This is a genomic window from Clostridium sp. UBA871 (assembly GCF_002295255.1).
Classification (GTDB): domain Bacteria; phylum Bacillota; class Clostridia; order Clostridiales; family Clostridiaceae; genus Clostridium_J; species Clostridium_J sulfidigenes.
The window spans coordinates 135,397-152,689 of sequence record NZ_DBFV01000007.1 but is presented as its reverse complement, the minus strand read 5'-3'; the positions used below and the strand labels follow the sequence as shown (position 1 = coordinate 152,689).

The 17,293-nt window shown below is 30.9% G+C and carries 14 protein-coding genes and 2 tRNA genes; 11 read left to right on the top strand and 5 right to left on the bottom strand.

Annotated elements, in window-relative coordinates; translation table 11 throughout:
* Positions 1 to 53 precede the first annotated feature (53 nt).
* The 3 genes from B3086_RS11405 to B3086_RS11395 form a co-directional block, all read right to left on the bottom strand.
* On the bottom strand, positions 54 to 1,772 hold the full coding sequence (locus tag B3086_RS11405) for a S8 family peptidase (RefSeq protein ID WP_346846527.1): 1,719 nt from the start codon (positions 1,770 to 1,772) through the stop codon (positions 54 to 56).
* Positions 1,769 to 3,628, bottom strand: a complete 1,860-nt coding sequence (locus B3086_RS11400) for a S8 family peptidase (RefSeq protein WP_346880023.1) — start codon at positions 3,626 to 3,628, stop codon at positions 1,769 to 1,771. The genes B3086_RS11405 and B3086_RS11400 overlap by 4 nt, the downstream gene beginning before the upstream one ends.
* Positions 3,629 to 3,752: 124 nt before the next feature.
* Positions 3,753 to 3,839 (bottom strand) — tRNA-Leu (locus B3086_RS11395).
* Positions 3,840 to 3,997: 158 nt separating this feature from the next.
* On the opposite strand from B3086_RS11395, the gene glsA reads away from it, so the two are divergent.
* The 11 genes from glsA (at position 3,998) to B3086_RS11340 (ending at position 13,649) form a co-directional block, all read left to right on the top strand.
* Complete coding sequence (gene glsA, locus B3086_RS11390; protein WP_346846529.1) at positions 3,998 to 4,912, top strand: glutaminase A; 915 nt, start codon at positions 3,998 to 4,000, stop codon at positions 4,910 to 4,912.
* 44 nt (positions 4,913 to 4,956) lie between these two features.
* Entirely contained in the window at positions 4,957 to 5,055 is a 99-nt protein-coding gene (locus B3086_RS11385; protein ID WP_346846530.1) for a DUF554 family protein, read from the top strand.
* A 343-nt stretch (positions 5,056 to 5,398) separates the two neighbouring features.
* A complete protein-coding gene (gene polA, locus B3086_RS11380) occupies positions 5,399 to 8,032 on the top strand; it encodes a DNA polymerase I (RefSeq protein ID WP_346846899.1) in 2,634 nt (877 codons plus the stop codon).
* A complete protein-coding gene (gene coaE, locus B3086_RS11375) occupies positions 8,019 to 8,624 on the top strand; it encodes a dephospho-CoA kinase (RefSeq protein ID WP_346846531.1) in 606 nt (201 codons plus the stop codon). The genes polA and coaE overlap by 14 nt, the downstream gene beginning before the upstream one ends.
* 13 nt (positions 8,625 to 8,637) lie before the next feature.
* Positions 8,638 to 9,216 (top strand): lytic transglycosylase domain-containing protein, encoded by a 579-nt coding sequence (locus B3086_RS11370; RefSeq protein WP_346846532.1) that lies wholly within the window; start codon positions 8,638 to 8,640, stop codon positions 9,214 to 9,216.
* Between the two features lie 155 nt (positions 9,217 to 9,371).
* Positions 9,372 to 9,457 (top strand) — tRNA-Leu (locus B3086_RS11365).
* Between the two features lie 218 nt (positions 9,458 to 9,675).
* Positions 9,676 to 11,043, top strand: a complete 1,368-nt coding sequence (locus B3086_RS11360; RefSeq protein WP_346893406.1) for a sodium:alanine symporter family protein — start codon at positions 9,676 to 9,678, stop codon at positions 11,041 to 11,043.
* Between the two features lie 206 nt (positions 11,044 to 11,249).
* Positions 11,250 to 12,602, top strand: coding sequence for a replication-associated recombination protein A (locus tag B3086_RS11355; protein ID WP_346876964.1), 1,353 nt, complete (start codon positions 11,250 to 11,252; stop codon positions 12,600 to 12,602).
* Positions 12,603 to 12,751: 149 nt separating this feature from the next.
* Positions 12,752 to 12,988, top strand: a complete 237-nt coding sequence (locus B3086_RS11350; protein WP_346876963.1) for a DUF1292 domain-containing protein — start codon at positions 12,752 to 12,754, stop codon at positions 12,986 to 12,988.
* 57 nt (positions 12,989 to 13,045) lie between these two features.
* Entirely contained in the window at positions 13,046 to 13,243 is a 198-nt protein-coding gene (locus B3086_RS11345) for a hypothetical protein (protein WP_346846536.1), read from the top strand.
* A 148-nt stretch (positions 13,244 to 13,391) separates the two neighbouring features.
* Positions 13,392 to 13,649 carry a DUF1292 domain-containing protein gene (locus B3086_RS11340; protein ID WP_346846537.1) on the top strand — a complete coding sequence of 86 codons (258 nt, stop codon included), beginning with the start codon at positions 13,392 to 13,394 and terminating at the stop codon, positions 13,647 to 13,649.
* Between the two features lie 94 nt (positions 13,650 to 13,743).
* Here B3086_RS11340 and B3086_RS11335 read toward each other — a convergent pair whose 3' ends face one another.
* Together B3086_RS11335 and B3086_RS11330 are read right to left on the bottom strand one after the other, a co-directional pair.
* Positions 13,744 to 15,234 (bottom strand): Na+/H+ antiporter NhaC family protein, encoded by a 1,491-nt coding sequence (locus tag B3086_RS11335; protein ID WP_346876962.1) that lies wholly within the window; start codon positions 15,232 to 15,234, stop codon positions 13,744 to 13,746.
* Between the two features lie 325 nt (positions 15,235 to 15,559).
* Positions 15,560 to 17,050 carry a Na+/H+ antiporter NhaC family protein gene (locus B3086_RS11330; protein ID WP_346846539.1) on the bottom strand — a complete coding sequence of 497 codons (1,491 nt, stop codon included), beginning with the start codon at positions 17,048 to 17,050 and terminating at the stop codon, positions 15,560 to 15,562.
* Positions 17,051 to 17,293: the final 243 nt, after the last annotated feature.

Here is a 17,293-nt window from a genome sequence, read left to right as displayed (position 1 = left end):
GTTACAAAACCCTAATCATAGTATATTTTATGATTAGGGTTTTACCAGTATAGTTAAATCATATTTTGAAACATTTGAAGTATATTTAATAATCCATAGCCCCATTGAGGATTAGGATATATATCGCCAAGACGTTGTACAGCGCCTCTTGCAATATAGGTTTTTATACTTTGAGAATACATGTAGGGATCATTAAGTCTAGTAAATCCCCATTCAAATAACATGGCACAAGCACCAGCAACAACAGCAGCAGCTACACAGGTACCATTAACTGTTGCAATTTCGTTGTTAGGAGCTACGGCTATAGCATTTACACCACCAGCTGCTATATCAACATAATTGAATTTAAGGTCGTTAAAACCTGCGCCGGAGTAGTTTAGAAGATAATTATTATTTTGATTATAAGCTGCAACAGAGATTACATAAGGGGAATTGCTTGGATTAGTAGATGTTCCAAAGGGATCAGCATGGCTAAAGTGAGTACCACCAACAGTTAAGCCTTCTTCCGGAATCCAAGCATTAAAGTTACCTTTTAATACAGTATTTGTAATCAATCTAAGTTTCCATATGCCTGATTGTATGTCATAAAATCTAATTCGAATTAATTCATGACCGGTAATATCTTCAGGTAAATAGTAATTAACCTTAACCGAAGTCTTTTCGAATATATAATCATAATATTCTGTACTATTAATTACGGCCCCAATAACACCAGTGCTTTCACCAGAGGGAGATATAATTTCTACTGACATGATGTTAGGTGAATCTACCCAAATATCCATCCATAAACTATTTTGCTCTGGAGATACATCAACTTCTACTATATGAAGTTCTCCAGGTTCAGATAATATTCCAGAAGCATGGCATCCTTTATCTCTTTGATTCCCAGTTGGAACAACAACTACAAGTCCACTATTTTGGCTTAAAGACTCTATATACTGCTCTAAGATTCCAGTTCCATAATGGTTACCTAAATTTGTACCAAGAGGAAAAAGGATGACCATTGGTTTAGATGAAGTTAAAGAATATCTATATAAAAATTCTAGGGCTGCAAAAATAGTAGTTATATTATAAAGGGGAACTTTAACATTAAATTGTGATTTATAGGAAAAATCTTCGATTAGTTTTACAATTACAAAATCGCAATTTGGGACTACACCCTTTAACTGAGGATTTTTACCAGTGGCTCCAATTATCCCAGCCATATTTGTACCATGACCAATTTCATCTATGGTTGGTACTATATCATAGGGGGATTTGCCTTCTCTAGCTGCTTGTATAGCAGATTGAATATCATCTTTTTCATATACAGTACCGTATGGAATAAAGTAATCTAAAGTTTTGCCATTAGAAGGTATTGTTTGATCCCAAATACATTCTATTCTAGTTTCTCCATTATCCCTCATAAATTCTTCGCTTAAGTAATCTATACCTGTATCAAGAATTGCTATATTTACACCACTGCCATTTAAAGTTAAAGGTAGGTCTAGCTGTAAGAAACCTACTTGAGAGGCCTCTGTAGGGGTAATCTGTTGAAGGGTATACATTTCAACTGGTTTTACATATACAATGGATGGATATTCAGGGTCACCAACAGATATTTCTACGTTTTTAGGCAGAGATATGATTGCATATCTGTCATTAATTATAGTTAAATAGTGACTCGGCTCTTGAGTGATATCTTGTTGAATATTTCCTTGATACTGAACAATATAATGATCGTAATTTATATCATAAAAAATGTTATCAGGAACATCTAAATGTCGCTTCATATAAAATCACCTACAATACATTTTGGAATTCTTATAAACACATTATTAGTAGTATATACAATATAATCATCATTTTTATTACATTCATCGCAAGTGTTTGTTCTGTTAAGAGATATATCTGTAGAATAGGATCTACTTATAAAGTTAAAAACACCTAATAGGTCTAAATATCCATATCCTAATTCCTGATTAGGAAAACGGTAATAACTGCTCCTAGCAGCACCATGCATTAGATAACTTCTAATTTTTTGAGAATACATAGTTTGATCATTGCCATTAATAATTCCCCATTCTAATAATATTGCACAGGCTCCTGCAACTATAGCAGTTGCAGCAGAACTACCAGACATGGTGGTAGTGCCACCAGTAACTTTGGTTGTTAAAATATTTGTGCCTAAAGTAGCTATATCAGGATTGATTAGGTTGTTGGTATTAAAACCTCTTCCAGAAGTGGAAATTAAAGCATTATCTTCACCGTAATAAGAAACAGTAACAACATTAACAGCTGTGGATGGTTCAGTTAGTGTATTTAATGGGTTAGGTTGAAGAAATTCGGTACCGCCAGGTAAAGTATTATGGGGTTGTAGCCAAATATCATATCGACCATCAATTAAATATTCTCCTATTAGTCTAAAAGTCCATATGCCAGGTTTTATGTCATAAAATTCTACATGGATAACTTCATGGCCAGTAAAATGTTCAGGATTAAAATATAGAACTCTTGATCTAGTGTTTAAGAATACGAATTTAGTATTCTGTTCATTAACATCCTTGGATTTTAATAGGCTAGAGCTTTCACCAGTAGGAGATACTATGACCAAAGAAGCTCTGTTTGGCTTTTTAACCCATATGTTAAATGTGAAAAATTTCATTTCTTTTGTTATTCTAAGCTCTAGGGATGATGGGTCAGTTTTGTTTTTGATATAACCAGTAGCATGGGTTTGAGCAGCTCCTTCATTTCCAACGCCTGAGACTAAACATATTCCTCTAATAGTACCTATAGAGGATACATATCTGGAAATCAAGCTAGTTCCATCGTGGCTACTTTCTGTAGAACCTAAGCCTAAATATATTACCATGGGTCTTTTAAGTTCAATAGCAACATTTTTTAAATATTCGATTCCAGATACGATTTCACTGGCATTATATACTGGGGTATACTCTACACCATTTTCTAATAAGGCTTTTCTAAAATTAGTAGATTCAAAGAGCTTTACAATTACAAAGTCACTGTCATTGGCTATACCTCTTACATCAGAGTTATTACCTCTGGCACCTATAATCCCTGCAACCTGTGTGCCATGCCCAATAGTATCTTTAGATGGCACAATGGTATAAGGATCTTCATTGTTTCTATAAGCTTTAATTGCTGCATTAATTTGTTCATTAGAATAAGTAGTACCCATATAGGTGCTAGAACTATTGTTTGAGATAGTTTGATCCCATAGGCTAACTATTCTTGAGGTATCATCTTCTCTAATAAATTCATTATTAAGATAATCTATACCAGTATCTACAATACCTATTAGAACTCCTCTGCCAGTTAAATTCAAATAAGGATTTATTAATATGGAATTTATATTACCCACAGAAGGAGGGGAAGTAGATTTTGAAGTTTCACCTAATACAAACATTTTTCTAAAGTCGAAAAAAATAATTTGGGGAACTTCTTTTAACAATCTATTCATTTTTAAATGGGACACTGCTACTACAGCTAGATTATCTGTAATTACATCACCACAAGCATAGGGTATTTTATCTATCTGTTCTTTAAACTCATCTTTATTTTTATATTGAACAAGAAAGTTAGATACACTTTCATCGTAATATAAACTACAATCTCTTGAATTAATCATAGATACTCCTGATAATAATACTTTATAATATTATTATATTTCAGTTTAAATATTTCATGATATTATTTGCTAAAATAAGTTTATAATATAAAAAAACCTCTTGATTAATCAAGAGGTTTTTTACTGGTGCCGGTGACCGGGGTCGAACCGGTACGGTGTTGCCACCACGGGATTTTGAGTCCCGCACGTCTGCCAATTCCATCACACCGGCTAGTACATTTAGTATTTTACCACAATATCCTAAGGATTACAATAGTATTTTTATCTTAGATAAGGATAGTGTAGAAGTTAATACTTAAGTATTGAAAAATAGGTACTTGATTAATATAATAAAACTGTAAGTAATTAAATCAGAGGGGAGACATGATAATGAAGAGGATCTTGGAAAATATAATTGAAGATTGTAGAAAATGGACAAGTAAAGGTGAAGTGGCTTCATATATACCAGAACTAGCAAAAGCTAATCCTGAAGCTTTAGGTATTTGGGTTACCAATTTAGGTGGTGAAGAATATTTTGCAGGTGATTGGGATATTAAATTCACAATACAAAGTATGTCTAAAGTAATAACCCTAATGTTAGCAATCTTAGATAATGGTACAGAATACGTTTTCACTAAAGTGGGGATGGAGCCTACAGATTCAGGGTTTAATTCCATAACTAACTTGGAAACTCACGAACAAAAACAACCATTAAATCCTATGATAAACGCAGGAGCTATTGCAACAGTGTCTTTAATTAATGGAGAAACAGCTGATGAAAAAATAAATAGAATACTTAATTTTACTAGAAAAATAACTGGAAATGATGAGATAGGTATAAATTACAATGTGTATGAGAGTGAAAAGAAAACAGGAAATAGAAACAGAGCATTAGCTTATTACATGAAGGGTAATGGTATAATAGAAGGGGATGTAGAGGAAATTTTAGATGTCTACTTTAAAGCTTGTTCTATGGAGATAACTTGTAAAGATATAGCTAGGATAGGAGCTATGCTTGCCAATGATGGAGTTCTTATAAATAATGAAAGAGTTATATCTAGAGAGGCATGCAGAATAGTTAAAACCATAATGGTTACTTGTGGCATGTATGATGCATCTGGTAAGTTTGCTGTACATATAGGAATTCCAGCAAAGAGTGGAGTAGGTGGTGGAATAATGGCTGCAGTACCTAGGAGGATGGGAATTGGAGTTGTAGGTCCTGCTCTTGATGCTCAGGGAAATAGCATAGGTGGAATTAAAATTCTAGAAAAATTATCCCATGAATTAGATTTAAGCATATTTTAGAAGTTGAAAAACAATGTAAGGATAAAAATATATCTATTGCAGAAATGACTTGTGTTGGTTCACTTTTAATTATTGAATTAGCCTTAAATATGATGAAGATATCAAGATTTAAAGTTAAGAATTATTTACCAGCAATTTTTTGATTAGTTATTATTTATTTGTTTATATAAATATTCAGTTGTATTTAGAAATATATTTTTGCATTTAATAAACCTTCTAAGATNNATCTTAGAAGGTTTATTAAATTATATTTTATTAAATAAAATATATATTATAATTATAATGAAGATGAATGAAAACTTATATTTAAAAATTACAAGTTTTATTGTTAATACCATGAAGTAATGATATAATCATTTATCAAAAGAATCCTGTTTATTTACTTGACTTTAGGCTCAAAAAAGTAAAGAATAATATAGGGGATAATAAGAAAAAATGAAGGAATTCAATAAAAGTGATTAAATAATTTGAATGGATGTGATTAAAATTAATAGAGAAAGCTTAGCTGTTTTAGATGGAAATAGCTTACTATATAGAGCATTTTATGCTATACCAGAACTTACAACAAAAGAAGGCGTTTATACTAATGGAGTATATGGGTTTTTAAATATGCTTCTTAAAATTAAAGAAGATATAAATCCAGATTATATTGTAGCTGCCTTTGATAAATCTTCTAATACATTTAGACATAAGGAATATGAAGATTATAAAGCAGGAAGGAAGAAAACACCTCCAGAGCTTTCTATGCAATTTCCTATAATAAGAGAAATATTATCCAAGATGGGAATAAGCGTATTTGAGATAGAGGGATATGAAGCAGATGATTTAATAGGTACTATATCTGTTTTAGCAGAAGATGAAGGTATGGAAGTTTATGTGGTAACAGGAGATAAAGATGCTCTTCAACTAGCCACAGATAACGTTAATATAGTTATAAATAAAAAAGGAATTACAGAAAAAGAGATATATAATAAAGAAAGATTTATTGAAGATTTTGGGGTGACACCTACTCAATATATAGATGTGAAGGGCCTAATGGGAGATAAATCAGATAATATTCCAGGAGTTCCAGGGATAGGGGAAAAGACTGCATTTAAGTTAATTAAGGAATATGGTAGCATAGAAGATGTTTTGATGAATATATCTAATATCAGTGGTAAAAAACTTAAAGAGTCTCTTCAAGAGTATAGTGAACAAGCAATTTTTAGTAAGAAGTTAGCTACAATTATTACTAAAGTTCCTGTAGAAATATCTATGGAACAGTTAAAAACTAAAGGAAACTTTAATAATAGTGAAGTTAGAGATATGTGTCTAAAATTACAATTTAAATCTCTTCTTAATAAATTTGAAAATCTTTCACAAGATAGTTCTGAAACTCCAGAAAATCAAAGATTAGAAGTTGTTGATTATAAAGTTATTAATGAAATTAAAGATTTGAATGATGTTATACCTAATATAAAAAATAGGGCTTTTGTAAAATTATATGTGGAGGATACAAGTAATTTTACCCAAATTATGGTGAAGACCATAGGCATATTGTCAGAAGGTCAGGTGTATCTACTTTATTGTGATAAATTGCTAGAAGAAGATAGAGAAGGCTTTATAAATGCAATGAAGATAATTTTTCATAATTCTAGCCTTGAAAAAATTACCCATGGTATTAAATATGGATATACTGCTTTTTTAAAGCTTGGTATTGATTTAGACCTAGTAAATTTTGATGTGGAAATAGCAGCTTACTTATTAGATTCATCAAAATCAGAGTATTCCATAAAAACACTTTACGAAGAAAGGTTAGGAAAGACATTTGACGGAGATGAAGACTCCCTTAAAGCTAATGAAATTGTAGCTCTTGAGAAAATATATACAATCTTAAAAGAGGAAATTAAAAAAGAAGATATGGAAGAACTAATGTTTAAAGTAGAGCAACCTCTTACTAAGGTTATATCATATATGGAATATGAAGGGTTTAATATCAATAGAAAAGAATTGGAAAATCTAGGAACTAAGTTTAGTGGAGAGATTGATACTCTTACAAAAGAAGTATACCATTTGGCAGGGGAAGAATTTAATATAAATTCTCCTAAGCAACTTGGGAAAATATTATTTGAAAAACTAGACCTACCAGTAATAAAGAAAACTAAAACAGGTTACTCCACCAATGCGGAAGTATTGGATGCGTTAAAGGATAAACATGAGATAATAAATAAAATTTTATATTTTAGACAAATTACAAAACTATACTCTACCTATATAGAGGGACTTAAAAATGTAATAGATGAAGATGGAAGGATACATTCCAACTTTACTCAAACTGTAACTACTACTGGCAGATTATCTAGTACAGAACCTAATCTTCAGAATATACCAATCAAAAATGAGAATGGAAGATCAATAAGAAAGGTTTTCATACCACACAATAAAGATTCAGTAATTTTGTCAGCGGATTATTCACAAATTGAACTTAGAGTTCTTGCACATATTTCTGAAGATGAAAATATGATAAAAGCTTTTAGAAATAGTTTAGATATCCATACTTCTACAGCATCAGAAGTATTCAATGTGCCAATTGAAAATGTAACTAAGATAATGAGAAGTAATGCAAAGGCTGTTAACTTTGGAATTGTTTACGGAATAGGTGATTTCAGCTTGGCTCAAGATTTAGGGATAACACGAGGAGAGGCTAAAAAGTATATTGATACATACCTTGAGAGATATGGGAATGTACAAAAGTATATGGATAGAGTAATTGAAGAAGCAGAAGAAAATTCTTATGTAACAACACTTCTTCATAGAAAAAGATATATTCCAGAAGTAAAATCTTCTAATAAAATTGTAAAAGCTTTAGGAAAAAGATTAGCTATGAATGCACCTATTCAAGGTAGTGCAGCAGATATTATAAAGATTGCCATGGTGAATGTTGCTAATGAGCTTAAATTAAAACAACTTAGGAGTAGATTAATTTTACAAGTTCATGATGAACTTATACTTAATGTATATAAGGATGAACTTGACTTAGTAAAGGATATAGTTAAGAAGGAAATGGAGAATGTACTGGATCTTAAAGTTCCCCTAGATGTAGATATTTCTATAGGAGACACTTGGTATGAAGCAAAATAATATATTAAGAGTAGGTTTAACAGGGGGCATTGGATGTGGAAAAAGTACCATAAGTATGATTTTTAGGGAAAATAATATTCCTGTTATTGATGCAGATAAAATTTCTAGAAAAGTACTTGTGAATCATCCTAATATTTTATTAGAAATAAGAAGAGCTTTTGGTGATGAATATTTTGATGAAAATGGTGAGTTTCTAAGGCGTAAAATGGGAAATCTAATATTTTCTGATAAAAATAAAAAAGCTCAATATGAAAATATAATAATGCCTCATATTTTTCATGATATATTTAGTGAAATAAATAAATATAGTGATATAGGAGAAGAAATGTGCATAGTAGATGCACCTACATTAATAGAAAGTAAACTTCATACTTATATGGATAAGATAATAGTTGTTATTGCCAGTGAAGAAATACAGTTAGAGAGAGTTATGAAACGAGATAATTTTTCAATGGAAGAAGCAACTATAAGAATAAATAATCAAATGAGTACAAAAGAAAAATGTAAGTTTGCAGACTTTATCATAGATAATAGTGGAAATCTGCAAGAAACTAGGATTAAAGTGATGAAAGTAATAAGCAAGCTTAAATAGATTAGGGGGAAAAATGACTTATAAATCTAATAAAAGGACCAGGAAGAATATATTGATAATAGTTATAGCTGTAATTATTATTGTTAATTTTAAAGTTATATTAAAAAGCTTTTTTCCGTTAGAGTATGAAAAAAGTATTATTGAATATAGTGAGATGTACAATGTAGATCCGAATTTAGTAGCAGCGGTAATTAATACAGAAAGTAAATTTGTAGTAGATGCAAGTTCATCAAAGGGAGCAATAGGATTAATGCAGATAATGCCAGATACGGGAAAGTGGATTGCAGAAAAACTAGAAATAAGTAATTTTAATGAAGAAATAATAGCAGATCCTGAGATTAATATAAGAATGGGAACTTGGTATTTAAAAAAATTGAGTGAGGATTTTAACGGGGACTATATTCTTGTATTAGCGGCTTACAATGGTGGTCCTGGAAATGTTACTAAGTGGCTTGAGGATGAGAAATATTCTAGCGATGGAGAAAACCTTCATAAGATTCCATTTAAGGAAACTAAAAGTTATGTTCAAAAGGTTAAATTTAATCATAGAATATATAAATATCTATACAATTTAGGTCAAAAGGCAGAGTAAAACATATATTGCAATAATTATAGTAGTAAACCCAATTTAGTTTATTATAAATTAAATTGGGTTTATTTAATAAATTGCTTTAAACTAAGTTGATTTTAGTTGTTGAATCTAGTAATAGATGATGGTATAATAATTGAGTAAAATTATATTATTATGCAGATGTGGTGGAACGGCAGACACGCTATCTTGAGGGGGTAGTGAGAGAATTTTCGTGCGGGTTCAAATCCCGCCATCTGCACCAAAAAAACAATGGGAAGGAGCCTAATGCTTTTCATTGTTTTTTATTTATTTTTAATATTTTATAAGATTATATGATAATTTAAATCTTATCTATTTAAATATCAAATAGTATCATTACATATTCAAATATACAAGGTTGTTCGAAATTGTTGAAAAATTCACAAAATAAACTTACAATGAATATAAGGTAGTAAACTGTAACATCATGGGGAGGATATTATGGATAATTTACTAGAGATAGTTAAGAGTATCAACGGAGTTATTTGGAACTATGTATTGATTTTTTTACTATGTGGAACAGGGATTTATTTTACATTTAAATTAAAGTTTGTTCAAGTTGTAAAATTTGGTGAAAGCGTTAAACTTGTTTTTGGTAAAATAAAATTTGGCAAAAAAGCAGGAGCAGATGGAATGTCTTCATTTCAAGCTTTAGCTACTTCAATCGCTGCGCAAGTAGGTACAGGAAATTTAGCCGGAGCTGCTACAGCTATTGCAATGGGTGGACCTGGAGCAATTTTTTGGATGTGGGTTAGTGCATTCTTCGGAATGGGAACTATATTCGCAGAAGCAACTTTAGCTCAGCAATACAAGACCGTAGTAAATGGACAAGTTACTGGTGGTCCAGCTTATTACATTAAAAATGGATTAAAGAATAAAAAAATAGCAAAGGTACTATCTGTGTTTTTTGCAATAACTATTATACTTGCTCTTGGTTTTATTGGAAATATGGTACAAGCAAACTCCATAGGAAGTGCTTTTAAAGAATCCTTTGGTGTTGATGCTAGAATAGTAGGTGTGGTAGTCGCTGTATTAGCTGGTGTTATTTTTATAGGTGGTGTTTCTCGTATAGCATCCTTTACAGAAAAAATTGTTCCAGTAATGGCACTATTATATATTATAGGTAGTTTATTTATAATAGTAATGAACTATGCAAATATATTACCTGCTTTAAAAATGATTGTAGTTGGAGCATTTAATCCTCAAGCTATAGCTGGTGGAGTTGTAGGAGTAACTGTTAAACAAGCAATTAGATATGGTGTTGCTAGGGGATTATTTTCAAATGAAGCAGGAATGGGGTCAACTCCACATGCTCATGCAGTAGCAAAGGTTAATCATCCGTCAGAGCAAGGATTAGTTGCCATGATGGGAGTATTTATAGATACTTTCATTATATTAACTTTAACAGCTTTTGTAATATTGACTACTGGAGCATTAGATAGTGGAGAGACTGGAATTATATTAACTCAAAAGGCGTTTGCTGCAGGGATGGGTGGGGAATTTGGAGGAATATTTATATCAGTAGCATTATTCTTCTTTGCCTTCTCTACAATTATTGGATGGTATTTCTTTGGGGAAGCTAATATAAAATTCTTATTTGGTGATAAAGGAATAACCCCTTATAGAATATTAGTAATGATATTTATATTCTTAGGTGCTGGTATGAAAGTTGATTTAGTTTGGGAGCTTGCAGATACTTTTAATGGATTAATGGTATTCCCTAACTTACTTGCCCTTTTAGCGTTATCTGCAGGGGTTAAAAAGTGTTTAGATGATTACAATGAAAAGAAAAGCAAAAACTTACTATAATTAATAATTAGTATTATAATTATTAATTATAATACTAGATTACTATATCAAATATGCAGATTATTACCTTAATGACTTTTAATAGAGATAATAGCCTTCCAGAGTTAAAGATTTTATTCTGGAAGGCTTTATGTTATATTTAATATATTATAGAATGAATTTTAGTTTTAAATGATATGATAAGTATTTATTGAAGGATGATGTAAATGGAAAGAGAATATAATATCTCATTATTTGATTTAGAAGAAACAAAAGAAAAAAAAAATAATATAGATTTAAATAGTAATGAACCTTTAGCACAAAGACTTAAACCTAGTAATTTAGATGAATTTGTAGGGCAAGACCATATATTAGCCAAGGATAAACTATTATATAGAAGCATTAAAGGTGATAGAATTACATCTTTAATATTTTATGGACCTCCTGGAGTTGGAAAAACAAGTCTAGCAAAAATTATTGCTAAAACTACAAAGTGTAACTATGTTGAGTTAAATGCAGTAACTTCTGGAATTAAAGATATAAAGAATGTAATAGATGAAGCAACGAGAGAAATTTCTATGAGTGGAAAGAAAACTATACTTTTCATAGACGAAATACATAGGTTTAATAAAACCCAACAAGATAGTTTATTACCTCATGTAGAAAAGGGAATAGTAACCTTAGTTGGTGCTACAACAGAAAACCCCTTTTTCGAAGTTAATAAAGCACTTTTATCTAGATCAATGATTTTTAAATTAGAGCTATTATCAAAAGAAAATATAGTATCATTATTAAATAGAGCACTTAAAGACAGAAAGTTGGGCTATGGAAGTATTAATATAAAGTTATATAAAGAAGCAGAAGAATTTATATGTGATAATGCTGTCGGTGATGGAAGAAGAGCATTAAATGCTTTAGAATTGGCTGTTTTAACTACTAATAAAAGAGAAGATGGTATAATACATATAACTCTAGATGTAGTAGAAGAGTGTATGCAAAAAAAACAAGTTACCTATGATAAAAGTGGAGATTATCATTATGATATAATATCTGCCTTTATAAAGAGTATTAGAGGAAGTGATCCTGATGCTTCAGTGCATTATCTTGCTCGAATGCTATCAGGTGGTGAAGATCCTGAATTCATAGCTAGAAGACTTGTAATATCAGCATCAGAAGATATAGGCAATGCAGATCCATATGCGCTTTTAATAGCTAATGCGGCTCTAAATGCAGTGAAGTTTATAGGAATGCCAGAAGCTAGAATACCTCTAGCTCAGGCAACTATATATTTAGCTGGAGCACCTAAAAGTAATGCATCTTATAATGCTATTAATTTAGCTCTTGAAGACATAGAGAAGGAAGAGGTAGGTAGAGTTCCTTTACATCTGCGAGGTAATAATTATAGCGGATCTAATATTTTAAATGAAGGATCAAGATATAAGTATCCTCATGATTATGAAAATCATTATGTTAGACAGCAATATATGCCTAAGGAGTTACTTAAGAAAAAATATTATACTCCAACATCAATGGGGTATGAAAAACGTATAAAGGATAGATTAGATACCTTAAAAAAATAAAATCTAAAACATAAATAATTTTTTGTATTATGCACATCTTATAAATAGGTAATATATTTTTAAAATAAAGTGGAGTTAAGAGCTAAAAATGTATAACTTAAAATTTATATATTTTTACTAAAGATTTAAAAATAGTTGGAGGTTATAAGATGAGCAATAATAAGTGTATAAAAGTTTCAGGGGAAGATGGAAGAATAGTAGAATTAGAATTTATTGATGTGGTTAATGTAGGTAAAAATGAATATGTAATTGCAGGTCCCAAGGATTCAGATGAAGCTTGTGCATATAAGGTTGTAAGTAGAGAAAATGGTATGGTTGAATATGCTTCTATAGGAGCAGGTAAAGAGTTCAATCAAGTTTTGACTGCCTATAATGCAAAAAAATGATTAACCATCCTTTGTCTTAAATAATTTGTATTATATAAGAAAGGAAGGTGAAATAACATGAGTAAATCGAAAAAGAAAAATAAAAAGAATAATCAAATTAAACCATCACAAAAGAGTACTATAGATCAAGTACAAATTTTAAATAGAGATGTGCAGGATGCCCACCATATTGAAAGTGCTACTTTAATAAATGGATTATTTGGTGTAGAAATAAAAGATAATCTCATAGACCCAGATACTAGATTTTATATTTAAAAATAATATATACATGTCTACTAATAAATAGTATAAATTAGATAGTAATACGATTAAGTTTTATATTTTTAATATGGCATTGTTTTATAGGTTTATATGCTATATAATGAAATAAGATTTATTTGAAAGAATTTAGGAGGACATGAAAATGGAAGAAATGAATATAATAACACTTACTGACTCAGAAACAATGGAAAAGGTAGAACTAGAAATAGTTGAAGATTTAACTATAGATGGAGAGCACTATGTTATTTTAGCACCACTTGAAGAAGAAGAGGAAGCTTATGTATATAAGGTAATTGGAGAAGGTGCAACAGCTTCATATGAAATGGTTGAAGATGAAGCTGAATTTGATAAAGTTGTTGCAGAATATGATAAAATATTTGAAGAAGAGATGAGACAGTAATAAGAGATAAATTATCTATGATTATAAACATATATAATTTATAATTAAATGAAAAAAGATAACCTTAATTTATAAGGTTATCTTTTTAATTTATTTATATTGCTGCATTTTTATCAGCATTTAAATTGTTATTTCCCTTTTTTAGTCTAACAGCTGGTTCACTTGGTAAACCGAACTTAGGAATAAATCTATCCCATCCAGTTAGAGTAAGTATTAGGATTGAACCTACAGCTACGAATGCCATAAAGTTAAATTTAATTATATCCATAGCTACAAATTTGTGTAATGGATATACTGAAGAAGCAATTCCTACATAGAATCCTATATATACGTGCCAAGGAATCAATTGAGAACCAAACACTCCAAGAGCATCACCAAAGGTTGCATTTCTAAGATATAATTTATACATATCCTCTTGGCTTCCTTCAACGTTTTTATCAACTAATTCTTTAATGATAGGTCCAATAGTTACTATTTGAGCCATCTCGTCAGCAAGGGCAGCGTTACCACCTATACATAAAACACCATTCCAGAACATTAATTGTCTTACATTTCCAGATATCTTTAGAACAAGAGCTGATATTGGAGCAAAAGCATCCATTTTAGCCATGACTCCACCAAAGGCACCAACCCACATCATCATTACTATAACCCAAGAACCAGCTTCGCCAAATCCGCTTTCAACTAAACCTAAGAAAGAAGATAAGCTTTCTACAGTTCCTGCAAAAGAACCAAAAATGAATGAAGAAGCGATTCCTAAGAATAAACATAGTAGAGTAGGTGTTCCCATGATAGCAGCAGCTATAACAAGTATAAGAGGAATTACCATATAGAAAGGAACTCCATGCTTAACTTGATTTAAAAGTTCAACAGCAGCAGGTTTTTCAGCTTCGATAGCAGACCATGCTTCTGCTGGAATAGCATCAATAGCTAATTTTGCATTAGCTACGTCTGTAGGTAGTTTCATAGCTAAACTAACAACAAAAATAATAATTGCAGTTATAATAAGACATGTTACTGACCAAACTCCTTGAGTTCTAATTCTATCAATAACCTCAACTTTTTGGATACCAGAACTTACAACTGTTGTATCAGAAATAAGACCAATATTGTCACCGAAACAAGCACCACCAGCTATAGCAGCTGTAGTAAGAAGAATATTTCCTCCAACTATATGGTTAAGCCATAAGAAAATAGGAGCACATGCAGCAAATGTTCCCCAAGAAGTTCCAGTAGCAACTGAAAGAATAGCAGTCACTAAGAATCCACATACAGCAACAGTTCTTGCATTTAATCCAAGAGATAGAGCCATATTAACTATAGAAGCACCAACTCCTGTTGACATGAAAGCGTTTGCCATTGCATAAGCAAACATTAGTATAAAAAATACTAAAATAAGTTCCTTTACATTATCGACTGCTGCATCGATAAGTTCACTGAATTTTACTTTTTCTGTGATAAAGGCTACAATACATGCAAATATAGTTGCTATTGGTGCAGCTGTAAGCACGTCTACCTTCATCATCATAAGTCCGGCCAATACAAATATTGGTACAAACTTAAAGGTTGCTTTTAAAAATTTCATTTTTATATCCCCCTATAAAAAATTTACTAGAAAAACTAGTTATTTATTTAACTAGTCTTACTATAAAATTAGTTTAAAACGTTTTCTCAAAAATATCAAGTATTTTTCAGAAAAAACGCATAAATTAAATAATTTAATGTAGAATGTTAGGAGTATTTGCTAATATATGTATTATAAAAGAATAATTGTTATTATGTGTAAAGGGTTTTATGGTTATTATTAGTAAATAAATATGAAGTTTTTGGAATGAACTTTAATTTGTATAACTATCATATATAAAAAACCTCACAATAATTATTAACTATTGTGAGATTTTTTATATTTATTATGCACAAATTTCTTTATCAGAATTGACCTCAGAAGTTTGGTTCTTAAGTTTAACTTTAGGTTCCCTTGGTAAACCAAACTTAGGAATAAATCTATCCCATCCAGTAATAGTAAGAAGAAGTAATGAAATTACGGTTACAAAAGCCATGACATTATATTTAATAATATCTGTAGCTATAAATGTATGTAATGGATATACTGAAGAAAGTATTCCTACATAGAATCCTATGTATACATGCCAAGGAATTAATTGAGATCCAAAAACACCTAATGAACTTGAGAAGGTAGCATTTCTAAGACGAAGTTTATAAAGATCTTCTTCGCTTCCTTCAACATTTTTATCAACTAATTCTTTAATAATAGGTCCAATAGTTACTATTTGAGCCATTTCATCAGAAAGAGCAGCATTACCACCTATACTTAAAACACCATTCCAGAACATTAACTGTTTTACATTTTTAGATATTTTTAAAACAAGAGCTGATAGTGGAGCAAAGGCATCCATTTTAGCCATGATACCACCAAAGGCACCAACCCACATCATCATTACTATAACCCAAGAGCCAGCCTCGCTAAATCCACTTTGAACTAATTCTAAGAAAACTGGTAGGCTTTCTACTGTTCCTGCAAAGGAACCAAGGATATAAGAAGAAATAATTCCTAGGAACAAACAAAGTAGAGTAGGTATACCCGTAACAGCGACACCTATAACAAGTAATAGCGGAATTACCATATAGACAGGTACTCCATTTTTAACTTGATTTAAAAGTTCAACAGCTGCAGGCTTTTGAGCTTCAATAGCAGACCATGCCTCTGCTGGAATAGACTCAATTGCTAGTGCAGTATTAGCAGCCTCTGTAGGCAGTTTCAGTGCTACACTCATACCATAAATAATAATTGCAGACACAACAAGACAAAGGACAGACCAAACAACTTGAGATTTTACTCTTTCAAGTATCTCAACCTTTTGAATACCAGAACTTACAACTGTAGTATCGGAAATAAGACCAATATTGTCTCCAAAGCAAGCACCACCAGCTATTGAAGCAGTAGTAAGAAGAATACTTCCTCCCAATATGTGGTTTAGCCACAAGAAGATAGGAGCACATGCTGCAAAGGTCCCCCAAGAGGTACCGGTAGCAACAGAAAGTATAGCAGTTACTAAGAAACCGCATACAGCAACACTTCTTGCATTTACTCCAAGAGATAGTGCTATATTAACTATAGAAGCACCCACTCCAGTTGACATAAATGCATTTGCCATTGCGTAGGCAAACATTAGTATAAAGAATACTAAAATAAGCTCCTTTACATTTTCGATGGAAGCATCGATAAGTTCATTCAGTTTAATTTTTTCTGTGATGTAGGCTACAAGGCAAGCAACTATTGTTGCTATAGGTGCTGCCGTAAGTACATTAACCTTAAGCATCATTAGACCTGCCAATACGAATATTGGTACAAACTTTAAAAATCCTTTTAAAAATTTCATTTATGATCCCCCTATAAATTAATTAAAATGAAAATATAGTTATTTTTTTAACCATTATTTTCACATTACTAGTTTAAAACCTTTTCAAAAAAATATCAAGTGTTTTTCCAGAAAAAATACATAAATTTTAGAACTTTTTATAAAAAAATTAAAAATATTGAGTTAATTAATGAAAACGATAAATCAAAAAGTAGAAATAGGTAGAAATAATATTGAAGATCAAAATATTTGCATATATTCCAT